Source organism: Erwinia sp. 9145 (assembly GCF_000745075.1).
Classification (GTDB): domain Bacteria; phylum Pseudomonadota; class Gammaproteobacteria; order Enterobacterales; family Enterobacteriaceae; genus Erwinia; species Erwinia oleae.
In genome coordinates this window covers 408879-423442 of the sequence record NZ_JQNE01000001.1, presented here as the reverse complement: position 1 = coordinate 423442, position 14564 = coordinate 408879, and the positions used below count along the sequence as shown (strand labels likewise).

Annotated in this window: 19 protein-coding genes; 7 read left to right on the top strand and 12 right to left on the bottom strand. The window is 53.5% G+C overall.

Annotation, left to right across the window (positions count from 1 at the left end; genetic code table 11):
- The first annotated feature begins 10 nt into the window (after positions 1-10).
- Positions 11-676, top strand: a complete 666-nt coding sequence (locus tag FA91_RS02170; protein ID WP_034912127.1) for a YtjB family periplasmic protein — start codon at positions 11-13, stop codon at positions 674-676.
- A gap of 113 nt (positions 677-789) precedes the next feature.
- Here the strand turns inward: FA91_RS02170 and deoD are convergent, their stop codons facing one another.
- From deoD to FA91_RS02130, 9 genes are all read right to left on the bottom strand, one after another.
- Positions 790-1509, bottom strand: a complete 720-nt coding sequence (gene deoD / locus FA91_RS02165; RefSeq protein ID WP_034912126.1) for a purine-nucleoside phosphorylase — start codon at positions 1507-1509, stop codon at positions 790-792.
- 52 nt (positions 1510-1561) lie between these two features.
- On the bottom strand, positions 1562-2785 hold the full coding sequence (gene deoB / locus FA91_RS02160; protein ID WP_034912123.1) for a phosphopentomutase: 1224 nt from the start codon (positions 2783-2785) through the stop codon (positions 1562-1564).
- A gap of 62 nt (positions 2786-2847) precedes the next feature.
- The gene (gene deoA / locus FA91_RS02155) at positions 2848-4170 is read right to left on the bottom strand and encodes a thymidine phosphorylase (RefSeq protein WP_034912122.1); all 1323 of its coding nucleotides are present in this window, start codon (positions 4168-4170) and stop codon (positions 2848-2850) included.
- A 14-nt stretch (positions 4171-4184) separates the two neighbouring features.
- A complete protein-coding gene (deoC, locus tag FA91_RS02150) occupies positions 4185-4964 on the bottom strand; it encodes a deoxyribose-phosphate aldolase (protein WP_034912121.1) in 780 nt (259 codons plus the stop codon).
- Positions 4965-5128: 164 nt separating this feature from the next.
- A complete protein-coding gene (locus FA91_RS02145; RefSeq protein WP_034912120.1) occupies positions 5129-5905 on the bottom strand; it encodes a TatD family hydrolase in 777 nt (258 codons plus the stop codon).
- A gap of 106 nt (positions 5906-6011) precedes the next feature.
- The gene (locus tag FA91_RS20295; RefSeq protein WP_071995405.1) at positions 6012-6173 is read right to left on the bottom strand and encodes a DUF1328 domain-containing protein; all 162 of its coding nucleotides are present in this window, start codon (positions 6171-6173) and stop codon (positions 6012-6014) included.
- A gap of 132 nt (positions 6174-6305) precedes the next feature.
- Positions 6306-6917, bottom strand: a complete 612-nt coding sequence (osmY, locus tag FA91_RS02140; protein ID WP_034912119.1) for a molecular chaperone OsmY — start codon at positions 6915-6917, stop codon at positions 6306-6308.
- A gap of 289 nt (positions 6918-7206) precedes the next feature.
- Positions 7207-8796 (bottom strand): peptide chain release factor 3, encoded by a 1590-nt coding sequence (prfC, locus tag FA91_RS02135; protein WP_034912118.1) that lies wholly within the window; start codon positions 8794-8796, stop codon positions 7207-7209.
- A gap of 199 nt (positions 8797-8995) precedes the next feature.
- Positions 8996-9637, bottom strand: coding sequence for a DNA-3-methyladenine glycosylase I (locus tag FA91_RS02130; protein WP_034912117.1), 642 nt, complete (start codon positions 9635-9637; stop codon positions 8996-8998).
- Positions 9638-9774: 137 nt separating this feature from the next.
- Between FA91_RS02130 and yghU the strand changes: the two genes are divergently transcribed.
- The 4 genes from yghU (at position 9775) to FA91_RS02110 (ending at position 12110) form a co-directional block, all read left to right on the top strand.
- On the top strand, positions 9775-10641 hold the full coding sequence (gene yghU / locus FA91_RS02125; protein WP_034912115.1) for a glutathione-dependent disulfide-bond oxidoreductase: 867 nt from the start codon (positions 9775-9777) through the stop codon (positions 10639-10641).
- Between the two features lie 160 nt (positions 10642-10801).
- A complete protein-coding gene (locus tag FA91_RS02120; RefSeq protein ID WP_034912113.1) occupies positions 10802-10993 on the top strand; it encodes a hypothetical protein in 192 nt (63 codons plus the stop codon).
- 140 nt (positions 10994-11133) lie between these two features.
- A complete protein-coding gene (gene cybB, locus FA91_RS02115) occupies positions 11134-11679 on the top strand; it encodes a cytochrome b561 (RefSeq protein WP_034912111.1) in 546 nt (181 codons plus the stop codon).
- 80 nt (positions 11680-11759) lie between these two features.
- Positions 11760-12110 carry a DUF3147 family protein gene (locus FA91_RS02110; RefSeq protein WP_034912108.1) on the top strand — a complete coding sequence of 117 codons (351 nt, stop codon included), beginning with the start codon at positions 11760-11762 and terminating at the stop codon, positions 12108-12110.
- A gap of 112 nt (positions 12111-12222) precedes the next feature.
- On the opposite strand, the gene FA91_RS02105 is transcribed toward FA91_RS02110, so the two are convergent.
- Both FA91_RS02105 and FA91_RS02100 read right to left on the bottom strand, forming a co-directional pair.
- A complete protein-coding gene (locus tag FA91_RS02105) occupies positions 12223-12780 on the bottom strand; it encodes a hypothetical protein (RefSeq protein WP_231566743.1) in 558 nt (185 codons plus the stop codon).
- 81 nt (positions 12781-12861) lie between these two features.
- Positions 12862-13203 (bottom strand): hypothetical protein, encoded by a 342-nt coding sequence (locus FA91_RS02100; RefSeq protein WP_034912103.1) that lies wholly within the window; start codon positions 13201-13203, stop codon positions 12862-12864.
- Between the two features lie 90 nt (positions 13204-13293).
- Here FA91_RS02100 and FA91_RS02095 point away from each other — a divergent pair, with 90 nt between their 5' ends.
- Together FA91_RS02095 and FA91_RS02090 are read left to right on the top strand one after the other, a co-directional pair.
- Positions 13294-13593 (top strand): membrane protein, encoded by a 300-nt coding sequence (locus FA91_RS02095; RefSeq protein WP_034912099.1) that lies wholly within the window; start codon positions 13294-13296, stop codon positions 13591-13593.
- 47 nt (positions 13594-13640) lie between these two features.
- Positions 13641-14078 (top strand): DUF2628 domain-containing protein, encoded by a 438-nt coding sequence (locus FA91_RS02090; protein ID WP_034912098.1) that lies wholly within the window; start codon positions 13641-13643, stop codon positions 14076-14078.
- 345 nt (positions 14079-14423) lie between these two features.
- On the opposite strand, the gene FA91_RS21420 is transcribed toward FA91_RS02090, so the two are convergent.
- The gene (locus tag FA91_RS21420; protein ID WP_255350077.1) at positions 14424-14555 is read right to left on the bottom strand and encodes a hypothetical protein; all 132 of its coding nucleotides are present in this window, start codon (positions 14553-14555) and stop codon (positions 14424-14426) included.
- Between the last annotated feature and the right edge of the window lie 9 nt (positions 14556-14564).

The following is a 14564-nucleotide window of genomic DNA, read 5'->3' as shown; positions in this document are numbered from 1 at the left end:
AAGAATTACCATGCCAAAGGCCAAACTTAAATTTCAACTGCACCGCACGGCAATCGTGTTGATCTGCCTTGCGCTGCTGGTGGTGCTGATGCAGGGCGCCTCGTGGTTCAGCCTCGGTCATCAGATGGCGCGTTCCGGTCAGGTTGAAGAGCTTGCGCGTACGCTGACGCGTCAGGTGGCGTGGAGCCTGACGCCGCTGATGGAAAACAGCGATGATAATCATACGCAGATAGAAGCCACGCTCGCACAGTTGACGAAAGACAGCCGCATTCTTGACGCCTCAATCTACGATAACGACGGCACGCTGCTGGCGCACAGCGGCGAAACCATCAGCGTGCGCGATCGGCTGGCACTGGATGGACAGCGCGCCGGCAGCTATTTTAATCATCAGATTGTCCAGCCGCTGGAGAGCGCCGAAGGGCCGCACGGTTTTCTGCGCGTGACGCTCGATACGCACGTGCTGGTCACCGAGTCTCGCCAGGTGGATAACACCACCAATATTCTGCGCCTGATGATGCTGCTGGCGCTGGCTGTCGGCATTATTCTGAGCCGCACGCTGCTGCGCCATCGCCGCACGCGCTGGCAGCAGTCGCCGTTTCTGTTAACCGCCAACAACCCGGTTAAGGAAGACAGCGAGGAAGAGCGTCAATCAGGCGTGCCGTCTGAGAAGCCCTGAGCGTCAGGCCATGCGCGCAATCTGCGGCGACAGAATGTGCCGCAAGCAGCCTGGTGAACAGATAAAGCACATAAAAAAAGCCGGGTTTCCCCGGCTCGCTATGTTTCTGAACGTTACTCTTTGTCGCCCAGCAGCACGGACTCCAGCGCGATGTGCACCATTTCGCTGAAGGTGGTCTGCCGCTCTGCCGCAGTGGTCTGCTCATGGGTACGGATGTGGTCGGAAACGGTGCAAATCGCCAGCGCCTTCGCGCCAAACTCAGCGGCGACGCCGTAGATTCCCGCCGCTTCCATCTCCACGCCAAGAATGCCGTATTTTTCCATAACATCAAACATCTGCGGATCGGGCGTGTAGAACAGGTCAGCAGAGAAGATGTTGCCAACGCGCGCGTTCACGCCCAGCGCTTTCGCCGCGTCTGCCGCGTTGCGCACCATGTCGTAATCGGCGATGGCGGCAAAATCGTGATCCTTAAAGCGCATACGGTTTACTTTTGAATCCGTTGAGGCGCCCATGCCAATCACCACGTCACGCAGCTTGACGTCGGCACGTACCGCGCCGCACGAACCCACACGAATGATTTTCTTCACGCCGAATTCGGTGATCAGCTCTTTGGCGTAGATTGAGCAGGAAGGAATGCCCATACCGTGACCCATTACTGAAATTTTGCGACCTTTATAGGTGCCGGTATAGCCCAACATGCCGCGCACGTTGTTCACTTCAACCGCGTCCTGCAAAAAGGTTTCCGCAATATGTTTTGCACGCAGAGGATCGCCCGGCATCAGCACCACGTCAGCAAAATCACCCATTTCCGCATTAATATGAGGCGTAGCCATCTTTTGTCCTTATTAAATGTGTGCCGACGCCATCACGTCGGCGGATTACGTTTTACAGCATGCTTTTGCCGTATTCCATGTCGGAGAGGCCGAAATAAGCCGCCACGGTCTGACCGATATCGGCGAAGGTATCGCGATAGCCAAGCGAGCCGGGCTTCACGTCAGGGCCATAAATCAGCACAGGAATATGTTCGCGCGTATGTTCGGTGCCTTTCCAGGTAGGATCGCAGCCGTGATCGGCGGTGAGGATCAGAATATCGCCCTCTTTTACCAGCTTCATCAGTTCCGGCAGACGACGATCGAACAGCTCCAGGCCGCCCGCATAGCCGGCCACGTCGCGACGATGTCCCCAGGTTGAGTCGAAATCGACGAAGTTGGTGAACACGATGCTGCTGTCCGGCGCGATCTTCATCTCTTCGATCGTCGCGTCAAATAACGCGTCCAGCCCGGTTGCCTTTACCTTTTTAGTGATACCGACGTGCGCATAAATATCGGCGATTTTCCCGACGGAAATAACCTGCCCGTTCTTCTCTTCCACCAGCTTTTTCAGGATGGTGGGCGAAGGCGGCTCAACGGCCAGATCGTGGCGGTTGCCGGTGCGCTCAAAATTACCGGCTTTATCGCCCACAAACGGACGGGCAATCACGCGGCCAATATTGTAACCGCCTTCAGTCAGGGCTTCGCGGGCGATTTCGCACAGCGCGTACAGACGATCCAGGCCAAATGTCTCTTCGTGGCAGGCAATCTGGAATACCGAGTCGGCAGAGGTGTAGAAAATCGGCTTGCCGGTTTTCATGTGCTCTTCGCCAAGCTGGTCGAGGATCACCGTGCCGGAAGAGTGGCAGTTGCCAAGGTAGCCAGGCAGGTCCGCTTTTTCCACCAGCTCATCCAGCAGCGCCTGCGGAAAGCTGTTCTCTTTATCGGAGAAGTAGCCCCAGTCAAACAGCACCGGCACGCCGGCGATTTCCCAGTGGCCCGACGGCGTATCTTTGCCGGAGGAAAGCTCACTGGCGTAGGCATAAGCGCCAATAATCTCAGCGTCTTTATCCAGACCCAATGGGAAGCGTCCGGTTGATGCTTCTGCGGCTTTGCCCAGCCCCAGCGCGGTCAGGTTCGGCAGATGCAGCGGCCCTTTCCGGCCTTTATCCGCTTCGCCATTGAAACACGCTTCAGCAATATGACCCAGCGTATCGGAACCTTCATCGTCGAAGGTGTGAGCATCTTTACTGGAGCCGATGCCGAAAGAATCCAGCACCATAATAAATACACGTTTCATCATCCTCTCCTGCGCGTATCACGCGATGAGCATAAATTTTATCGATCAGAACAGTATGCTCTTTATCCGGCAATTCTGCGATAGATAACCGGTGTTTTCTCCGGCGCCGTTTCACTCAGCGTCACCGCCTGCCTCACCGCCTGCGCGGCCTGCTGCCAGCCGGACTCGCTGGCCGCATGGATCACGGCCAGCGGCCGCTGCGCATCGACAACATCGCCGATCTGCACCATGTCGCTCAGGCCAACGCTGTAATCGATGGCGTCGCTGGCGCGACGGCGTCCGCCGCCCAATGCCACCACCGCCATCCCCAGCGCGCGCGTATCCATCGCGCTGACCACGCCGGGCGCCTCGGCGTAAACCGCTTTGCTCAGCATCGCCGCCGGAAGGTAGCTGTCCACCTTCCCGACAAAATCCGTCGGGCCTTTCTGCGCGGCGACCATCTGCGCAAACACCTCTGCCGCACGGCCGTTGTCCAGCACGGCCTGGAGTTTGCCGGTCGCTTCTTGCTGCGTGGCGGCCAGACCGCCGGAAATCAGCATCTCGGCAGAGAGCGCCAGCGTGACTTCCAGCAGGCGCGGATTGCGGTAATCGCCGGTAAGAAAGCGCACCGCCTCGCGAACTTCCAGCGCGTTCCCGGCGGTGGAAGCCAGCACCTGATTCATATCGGTTAGCAGCGCGGTAGTCTTACAGCCTGCGCCGTTCGCCACGCCCACGATCGCCTGCGCCAGCAGCGCTGACTGCTCGAAATTCGGCATAAAGGCGCCGGTGCCCACTTTGACGTCCATGACCAGCGCATCCAGCCCTTCGGCCAGTTTTTTAGCGAGGATCGAGGCGGTGATCAGCGGAATAGAGTCCACCGTGGCGGTAATATCGCGCGTGGCGTAAAAACGTTTGTCCGCCGGTGCCAGCGAGTTGGTCTGGCCGATAATCGCCACGCCCACGTTTTTAATGATCTGACGAAACGCCTCGTCGTCAGGGAAGATATCAAAGCCGGGGATCGCCTCCAGCTTATCCAGCGTACCGCCGGTATGACCAAGCCCACGCCCGGAGATCATCGGGACAAAACCGCCGCAGGCCGCCACCATCGGCCCCAACATCAGCGATGTCACGTCGCCGACGCCGCCGGTAGAGTGCTTATCCACTACCGGGCCGTTAAGATCCAGCGCCTGCCAGTTGAGTACTGAACCGGAATCGCGCATAGCCATGGTCAGCGCCACGCGTTCTGTCAGCGTCATATCGTGAAACCAGATAGTCATCGCCAGCGCGGCGATTTGCCCTTCGGAAACGGCGTTATCACGCACGCCGTTAATAAAGAAGCGAATTTCTTCTTCACTCAGCGCCTGACCATCACGTTTTTTTCGAATAATTTCTTGTGCCAGAAACACGGTGTCCCCCGGGACTAATAAGCAGATTTACTTTCAGCACTGGCGTGGCCCGCCGCATTCAACAGGCTGGAGAGCAGGCTTGAGGCGCCAAAGCGGAAATGACGCGGGCTGACCCAGTCGCTGCCCAGAATCTCATCGGCCAGTTGCAGATAGAGGGCCGCGTCTTCGGCGGTGCGCACGCCTCCGGCAGGTTTAAAGCCAACGGTCTGCTTCACGCCTTTGTCCGCGATAACGCGCAGCATGATTTCAGCCACCTCCGGCGTGGCGTTTACCGGCACTTTCCCGGTGGATGTTTTAATAAAATCGGCGCCTGCATCAATCGCGATTTCAGACGCTTTACGGATCAGCGCGGCCTCTTTCAGTTCGCCGGTTTCGATGATCACTTTCAGCAGCACGTCGGCGTCGGCGCAGGCTTCTTTACAGGCGCCGACCAGTTCGTAACCGATCTCCTCGTTGCCCGCCATCAGAGCGCGATAGGGAAAAACCACGTCAACTTCATCGGCGCCATAGGCGATGGCCGCATGCGTTTCAGCCAGCGCAATCTCAATATCATCGTTGCCGTGCGGGAAGTTGGTGACGGTAGCAATGCGGATATCCGGCGTACCCTGCTCGCGCAGCGCCTTGCGGGCGACAGGGATGAAGCGCGGATAGATACATATGGCTGCGGTATTGCCCGCAGGCGATTTGGCCTGATGGCACAGCGCAATCACTTTTTCGGCGGTATCGTCATCGTTCAGCGTAGTCAGATCCATCAGTTTCAGCGCGCGAACGGCGGCTTGGGTTGCATCAGTCATTTTTTTCTCCAGGAATGTAAGCACTCAATGTTAAAATTATAACATGCAAAGCTGCGGGAATTTAGTGATTACATTCACACTCAATGAACGTCAATAAAAGAGAAGCCTGAGAATACACCAAACAGAAAATGTTATAATTGTAACATTTAAACCAGCGGGAACGGTTAAAGGTGAAACAGGCGGCGGGTATTGTCCCGAAGGGTTTCGGCGATCTCCTGGGGTGACTCATCACGAATGTCACACAGGCTGCGCCAGACATTTTTAATGCGCTCCGGGCGATTTGGCTGCCCCTGAAACCCCTGTAACGGCATATCCGGCGAGTCGGTTTCCAGCAGCAGAGAGGTAAGCGGAAGACGTGCCAGCGTGTTGCGGGTTTTCGTCGCCCGTGGGTAAGTCAGGGTGCCGCCAACGCCAATCGCATAGCCGGCGCGAATGAAAGCCAGCGCCTGCTGCTCGCTGCCGGCAAAGCCGTGTACCACGCCACGGCGCGGCAAATCGTGCTTTCGCAAATGCATCGCCAGCTTATCGTGAGCGCGTCGCGAGTGCAGGATAACCGGTAAATCGTATTTTTTTGCTAACCGCAACTGATCGTCCAGCAACGCCTGCTGACGTTCAAACTGAGGGTTATCAATATACAGATCCAGCCCGATTTCACCTATTGCGACCAGTTTTTCAGGCTGCTTTTTGAGCCACCCTTCCAGCTGCGTCAGATGCGATTCGTGATACGCCGCAATGGCCATCGGATGGATGCCCAGTGAGGCATAAACCGGCAGATAGCGTTCCGCCAGCGCCATCACACCCGCGAAACGGTCGGCAGAGACGCCCACGGCGATGATTTTTTCCACGCCTGCGTCAGCCGCCAGCCGCAGACTGTTCGCCTCGTCGCCGCAGAAAGGGGCAAAATCAAAATGACAGTGGGTATCCACAAATGAAGGTGTCATACCAGCGTTCCTTTACCGCTGTGAGCCAGTACCGCTGTGAGCCAGCCCAGAAACAAAGAAGACCAGCCTGGGCTGGTCTTCATTAAAGCATACTGCGAGTTGCAGGTTATAGCTTCTTGCGGCCGGTAAACAGGCTGATCAGGAAGATAATGATACCTACAACGAAAACAATCTTGGCTGCCCACGCGGCTGTACCAGCCAGACCACCAAAACCTAACGCCGCCGCAATCAATGCGATAACCAGAAATATAATGCCCCAACGAAACATAAGCCTCTCCTTACCCTATTTTGAAAATGAACTGCTTCTGTTATTAAAACCTGCCGCTTTACGGCATAGCTGGTTATTGTGTTACTGAACTTCCTTGCCCGGCCGCTGTTTGCACAGCGGCCTGAATGCCCGTTACGATTTCACGGTCAGATCGTTTTTAACGCTTTTAACGCCTTCAATTGCTTTAGCGATGCCTTCAGCGCGCTCGGACTGCGCCTGACTTTTCACTTCACCTGAAAGCTGCACCACGCCATTAGTGGTTTCTACCTTCACATTACGCGATGGCACGATATCGTCCGCTAACAGTTTAGCTTTAATTTCGCTGGTTGTTGCTGCATCACCCGCGTAGCCGCTAACGCTTGATTTTGTGCTGTCTTTTGCGTGTAGTTTATCGCTGACGGATTTCACACCTTCGACTTTTTTCGCCGCTGCAACAGCACGTTCTGCCTGATCCTGCGACGGAACAAAACCACTCAGCTCAACAACGCCATTGTGGGTTTTCACCGAGATATCCGTACTTTTAATCATGTCGTCGTCAACCAGGGCCGCTTTGACCTTGGCAGTGACGCCGCTGTCATCCATATACCCACCGACTTTTTTCATAGAACTATCGACTTTCGAACTCGCGCTGTCGGCCGTGTTTTGTGCCTTGGTTGACATGTCTTCTGCCATTGCAGAACCACCAACAAGCGCAGAACCCACCAGTACAGCCATCAGAGTTTTAGCAATCTTAGTCTTGTTCATCGATTTCTTCCTTATTTGTACATGCACCTGCAATTACAGGCTTTCAACCACAAACGACGTGGCTGGAGTAGTAAGACGTTGCAGCTACCGCGCCGCATATTTTGCGTCCTGTAGAAGTAAATATAGACGGTAATCAGAATTTCACCGCTGCTTGCGATTGATATGATGGATTAATACACAAAAAGGTTTTTTTTAAGATGAGTCTGGAGAGATTTCAGTGACCTGAGGGGCGGTCATCGGATAAAAAAAGCGATGCGCCCGGCATCGCTTTTGTCAGGAGAAGTGGGGCTTAGTGCTCGCGCGTTTTGCGGAAGATGACGTCCGGGTAACGTTCCTGGGTGATATTGAGGTTCACCATGGTCGGCGCAATGTAGGTCAGGTTATCGCCGCCGTCCAGCGCCAGGTTGACTTCGTTTTTCCGCTGAAAATCCTCGAATTTTTTTGCATCGCTGCATTCAACCCAGCGTGCGGTGGCAACGTTAATCGCTTCATAAATCGCTTCAACGTTGTATTCGCTTTTGAGTCGCGCCACAACCACGTCAAACTGAAGCACACCCACGGCGCCAACGATCAGATCGTTATTGTGCACCGGGCGGAACACCTGTACCGCGCCCTCTTCCGAGAGCTGGACCAGCCCTTTAAGCAGCTGTTTCTGCTTCAGCGGATCGCGCAGGCGAATGCGGCGGAAAAGTTCCGGCGCGAAGTTCGGAATACCCGTGAACTTCATATTTTCGCCCTGAGTAAAGGTGTCGCCAATCTGGATGGTGCCGTGGTTGTGCAGGCCAATAATGTCGCCCGCCCAGGCTTCTTCCACGTGCGAACGGTCGCCGGCCATGAAGGTGAGCGCATCGGCAATCACCACGTCTTTGCCAAGGCGCACCTGACGCAGCTTCATGCCCTTCTCATATTTACCGGATACCACGCGCATAAAGGCAACGCGGTCGCGGTGTTTCGGATCCATGTTGGCCTGGATCTTAAAGACAAAGCCGGTGAATTTTTCATCGCTGGCGGTGACCGTACGGAGATCGGTTTTGCGCGGCATCGGTGAGGGCGCCCAGTCCACCAGGCCATCCAACATGTGATCCACACCGAAGTTACCCAGCGCGGTGCCGAAGAACACCGGCGTAAGCTGACCGGCAAGAAACGCCTCTTTGTCGAATTCATGAGACGCGCCCTGCACCAGTTCCAGCTCTTCCCGCAGTTGGGCCGCCAGTTCGTCGCCGATGGCGTCGTCCAGATCCGGGTTATCCAGCCCTTTCACCACGCGAACCTCCTGAATGGTGTGGCCTTTGCCCGACTGGTAAAGATAGGTCTCATTTTTATAGAGGTGATAGACGCCTTTAAACAGCTTGCCGCAGCCGATGGGCCAGGTGATGGGCGAGCAGGCGATCTTCAGTTCGCTTTCGACTTCATCCAGCACTTCCATCGGATCGCGTATATCGCGATCCAGCTTGTTCATAAAGGTCAGGATCGGCGTATCGCGCAGACGCGTCACTTCCATCAGCTTACGGGTACGATCCTCAACGCCTTTCGCCGCATCAATCACCATCAGACAGCAGTCCACGGCGGTCAGCGTACGATAGGTATCTTCCGAGAAGTCTTCGTGGCCGGGCGTATCCAGCAGGTTGACCAGGCACTCGCGGTAGGGAAACTGCATCACCGAGGTGGTAATAGAGATGCCGCGCTGCTTCTCCATTTCCATCCAGTCTGATTTGGCATGCTGCGCGTTGCCGCGGCCTTTTACCGTTCCGGCAGTTTGAATGGCCTGCCCGAACAGCAGCACTTTTTCGGTAATGGTGGTTTTACCGGCGTCCGGGTGAGAAATAATGGCAAAAGTGCGGCGGCGCGCGACCTCTTGCATAAAGGGTGCATTTGACATGACAGTTCTTCTGGTCCGGTGCTGTGTCTGCCTGACGGCAGAAATCACAGGTAATTAATCATCAATGGCCGGCATTTTCACCGATCCGGCGGTGATAAACAATGCGGAACGCGGCGTAAAGCGCAGAAATGGCAAACGTGCCGCAGCACGCTGCAAGTTGCCCGGTAATTTTAAAATTTTTTGCGTGGCGGCTTCCGCTTCAAAGACCAACAGGCCGCGTCAGCGCCTGCCGCGCCTTCTCAAATTTGTCGCGACACTGGCAGCCTTCAAGATGATCGTTGATCAGCCCAAGCGCCTGCATTAATGAAAATGTAGTGACCGGCCCGACCCACGTCCAGCCGCGCTTTTTCAGCGCCTTCGACATACGGATCGCCTCCGGTGAGGTTTTCGTGATGCGCCAGTAGTGGGGATCGATGCGCGCCGGGCGATCTTCCGGCGCAGGTTCAAACTGCCAGAACCAGGCGGCAAGCGAACCCGCTTCATCCACCAGTTCAATAGCCCGCTGCGCATTATTAATGGTCGACAGGATCTTGGCGCGGTTACGCACAATGCTTTTATCGTTTAGCAGACGGGCCACGTCCTCATCGGTAAACGTCGCCACGATGTGAAAATCGAAATCCGCAAAGGCCCGCCGAAAATTTTCGCGTTTGTTATAGATAAGCTGCCACGACATGCCGGAGTGAAAACCTTCCAGACAGACCTTTTCAAACAGGCGGCGATCGTCAACCACCGGCCTGCCCCACTCGTTATCATGATAGTCCGGCATGGCAGGCTGCCAGTAGCAGCAAATCCGGCCATCGCTGGTTTCGATCAGGCCTGCATCAGCGTGCTTTTCATCCATCAATTTTCTCCTCAAGTGCTCGTTCAGGACAAACGTCAGGCCAGAGGTAATGCTATACCTGCCCCCTCTGGTTTGGTTTTTTCCAGCGAAGAACGCTATGGTTAGCCACTCACCTAACGATAAGGACACTTTTGGTTATGAGCAACAATGACTATCAGCCAGCCAAAGTCTGGACAGAAAAGAAAGGCACCGGCGGCACCTGGGGCAGCATTAACCGCCCTACCGCAGGGCCACGCAGCGAGGTCACGCTGCCGCAGGGCAAGCATCCGCTCCAGCTCTACTCAATGGGCACGCCGAACGGTCAGAAGGTGACGATTCTGCTGGAAGAGCTGTTGGCGCTGAACGTTAATGATGCAGAATATGACGCGTATCTGATCCGCATCGGCGAAGGCGACCAGTTTGGATCGGGTTTTGTTGAGGTGAATCCGAATTCAAAAATTCCTGCGCTGCTGGACGTTTCGACGACTCCGCCAACGCGCGTGTTTGAATCTGGCGCTATTTTGCTCTATCTGGCCGAGAAGTTCGGGCATTTCCTGCCAAAAGACGCCGCAGGCCGCACCGAAACGCTGAACTGGCTGTTCTGGCTGCAAGGCTCCGCACCTTACCTCGGCGGTGGTTTCGGCCACTTTTATAGCTACGCGCCGGAGAAAATTGAATACGCCATCGACCGTTTCACCATGGAAGCCAAACGCCAGCTTGACGTACTGGATCGCCAACTGGCGCAGCATCGCTATATCGCAGGTAATGAATACACCATTGCCGATATTGCTATCTGGCCGTGGTACGGCGCGCTGGTTCGCGGGCAGGTTTACAACGCCGCAGAGTTTCTGGATGCAGGTTCCTATCAGCACGTCAACCGCTGGGCGGAAGAGATTGCGATGCGGCCAGCCGTGCAGCGCGGACGTATAGTGAATCGCACCTTTGGCGAACCCTCAGAGCAGCTACACGAACGTCATGACGCCGCCGATTTCGATCTTAAAACGCAGGATAAGCTGGCGAAGTAACGCCGCAAAAAGCAGGACGAACTGGCCTGACGTGGGTCAGGCCAGAGTTTGCTGTTCGCATGGCGACGGCATCAACCGGACTTTTACCGAAGCAGTGCTCAGCTATTAGCGACTTTTACCGATAACAGTAGAAATCCCCCTGTTACGAGAGAAGAAAGCGATGGCCAGAGCAACTCCACCCCCTTACATCTCCGCCGTGCCCGGCTGCCTGGCCGAGAAGCTCCGTGAGCTGGCAGATCTGATTGAAGTGCGCAGCCCTGAAATTGTCGCCACCGACGTGGCGTACAGTACGGACAGCAAAGGTCATCACCTGACGACCTATACGGTGGTGCAGGCGCCGCGTATGGAGTGAACGCATTCGCATTTCTTCCTGCCGCATCTGACGTTGTCACGCCTCTGCCCGGCTTTTCGATCGGACGGTGGAAATAAACTCTGATGCTCTGTAAATAATCAGGTGGTAAAGTAAACCCAGGTTATTTATGAGGTTAAGTTATGCATAAAAAATATGCGGCGTCACAAATGATTTTTCACTGGCTAACGGTTTTGCTGCTGATTATTGCCTATTCAACAATTGAGCTGAGAGGGCTGGCAGAGCGCGGTACCTGGCAGAGAAGTGCAATAATCATCACCCACTTTAGCGCCGGTGCTTGTGTGTTACTGATCATGCTAACCCGTTTATACCTGCGTACGCGCCACAAAACGCCGGAAATCGTGCCACCGGCCCCACGCTGGCAGATCGGGCTTTCTCATCTCGTCCATACCTGCATTTACGCGCTCTTTATCGCGTTGCCTGTATTGGGCCTCAGCTCGCGTTACCTGCGAGGGAATGAGTGGAAACTGTTCGGCGTCAGCATGCCTGTGTCCGGTTTACCCAATCCCGATCTTGCTTCCACACTGATTGACTGGCATGAAACACTGGCACCCGCTGGCTACTGGCTTATCGGGTTGCATACAGTGGCCGCGCTCTTTCATCATTATTTCCTTCGCGATAATACGCTGCTCAGAATGTTGCCTTTCGGCAATAACAGGGAGCAGTAAACACCTGATCACTTGAGACTGCCGGCGGCGTTACGCAGCCGTCTTCTGCACTGATTATCAGCTCGTCCCGGAGGTTATAGATGCTTTGGCTCTTTACTAAGTACGCGTTGACCGCATTGCTGGTGGTGCTGATTTCCGAGACGGCAAAACATAACGACAGGCTGGGCGGCTTGCTGGCGGCATTGCCGCTGGTAACGGTGCTGGTGCTCATCTGGATGAAGCTGGAAGGACTGCCGCAGGCAAAAATTGCCGCGCATGCCTGGTACACGTTTTGGTACGTCGTGCCGACCCTGCCGATGTTTATTTTGTTTCCTTTTTTCTATCAGCGCATCGGCTTCTGGCCTACGCTGGCCATATCGTGTGCGATGACCCTCGTGATCTTTTTACTTTGGGCGAGACTACTCAAGCGATTTGGCGTTTACCTGATGTAGGGCGTTTTTTCTTACTCTTTAAAGAGCACGGATGCGTTCCGCCAGGTGATCTCAGAGAACTGTTTTGCAGCTCTCTTTCGAATCCGCCGCTGTAAAAAGGCGCGTCGTCAGTTTATCTGCCGAGAATATTATTCACCGCAGCGAGATGTCCCGCTTTGTCTCTGTGATTGGAGATAACCTGGATGATGGTAAATTTCTTGTTGGCGGTGGCGAGTAACGTCGCCTGTAGTACATCGTTACCTCCCATATTGCTGGTCGCTTCGATGTGATACACCGGCATACCCTTAACATTTTCAGTGGTTTCGCTGGTGACGTGATAAGCCGGCGAGGCCTGCTTTTGTTTGTCCTTGATGACTTTCATGCTGTCGAGAAAATCAGTCTCGCTGATGCCGCGGGCCACCAACGGAACGTCCTCTTCGCCAATAATCAGCACGCGTTTGGCCTGCTTGTTAACATACATTTTGCCTGGCGCACCGCCCGGAACCGGCTGGACTTCGTAACCCTGTAATTTAAAAGGCAGCTTACCGTCCAGCAGCGTCAGCGTTTCGGTCTTCGCTTCAGCCGTGGTCGCTGGTTTGACTTCAGCGGCAGATGCCATAACAGCCGGTCCGCCGAGCGTAGTCACCAGGCATAACGCGCCCATAATATTTAACGTTTTTCTCAACTTCACGTCGAACTCCTTCATGCTGTTAATTTCCCTGTTGCGCTGGCGTATCGTCAGTACGCTAAATATCCACAATACAGGAGAGAGTTACTTCATCAGGTCGTAAATACATATTCCGGAACCAAACAAAAACAGAATAACCGGCCAATAAAGAACCGGAATCAAAAAGAACTTATGTGTTTTTTCGGGCGCAATCATTGGTTGGCTTTGAGTCACCTTAGCAAGGTAATCCAGTAGTTTTTCCTGTTTGATCGCATAAACAAAGGCGGTGCACAGCACAGCGGACACGATAAACGTCGCGCCGGTTGCCCATAAGTGCGTGGCAAAATAGCCATCGACCCAAATTATATCGAACAGCCATTTACAAAGAACGTAGGCCGCACAAATTAAAACGGCAATGAAAAAACCCACTCCGCTCCAGACTATCATCCGTTTTATCCTTGAATTTTAAATCGAACCCGGCATACTTCCCGCTAAAATTAACGTATTTTTTACATTATGGCGAGAGGTTCTTTACTTATGATTTATCGTGGTGCCGGAATTATGACGCTTTTAACGCCAGTCTGTATGGTCCTGTTGATAATGTGGTTATTTCCCGATCCGACGGTCAAAGCCGGTAATACATCACTGGCGCAGTTTCTTATCGGCGTGGGCGTTGGCTCTGCGATTAATACCGTAGTGGGATTGTTACTTAACCGAAGAATTCATAATGATGGCGTGCATCATCATTTTTTTTATATTCCCATGCAGTGGCCAGCTTTAGCGATATGCGTTATCTGTGCGGTTACTTTCCTCTTCACAAAACACAAAATACTTTAAATCAGCAAGTTAACTATAAAACCAGCCTATAACTCGTTGGAGTCGTAATGAATCAGCCGATCAGAAGCACTGAAAAAGGTAAACCGGAGAAAGCTTACAGTGCTAAATGGCGGGCACGTTTTGATTTCTTTGATTTACATGGTGCGCCCAACGCACCGGGCTACAAACCTGCGCTAAAAATGCTGCCCTACAAGCAAAAAGTTAAAATCAATTTCAATTTTATTGCCTTCTTCTTTGGGCCGATTTATCTGTTTTTTCTCGGTCTCTGGAAGAAAAATATAACGCTAATTGTGCTTATCATAGCCATTAGTACTGGCCTGAATATAACCTTTACTTTGTCAGGGACAGCCTGGCCAAAGTATCTCGACGCCGGGTTGGGGTTTGGATTTAATGTAGCGTACGGCATTGCGACTAACTATGCGTATTACCTGAAAGAGAAAAAAGGCGAGCAGGGGTGGAGCCCTTTTAAAGGAATGCGCTGGTAATGCTGTCACTCAGTTTTCGCTGACAGCGACTGAGCATCCTGTCGATGGAAAACATGAAAAAAGTGCATGCCATAAAAAAATGTCTGAAACTTTAATTATTGCTTGTTCCGGGCGCCTGAAAATTGTCTTATAGCCAGGTTGTGGTATTTATAAATCAACTTGAGCTGACATATGCAGAGAAGGATCTCACGCCATTTTCACTATACCGGGAATCCTTTTCTACATTGCCTGATACACGCAGCTTCTTCCCTATCGACAGTTAGCGAGTTTATTATTTTGGATAAATTAACGGCATTGAAGAAAGGTTATGCAAAGGTATGCTTCTGGCTTCTGATCACATTATTTTTAGTTCCTGCGATCGTGCTTGTATTTGCTGAATATGGCAAGAGCCAGCTTAACCAGCAATATACGCAGATCTTTATTGAGGATGCCCGAGCGCAAAGACAGGATATCGGTCAGCTCACGGCATTCCTTCATCAGAATCCC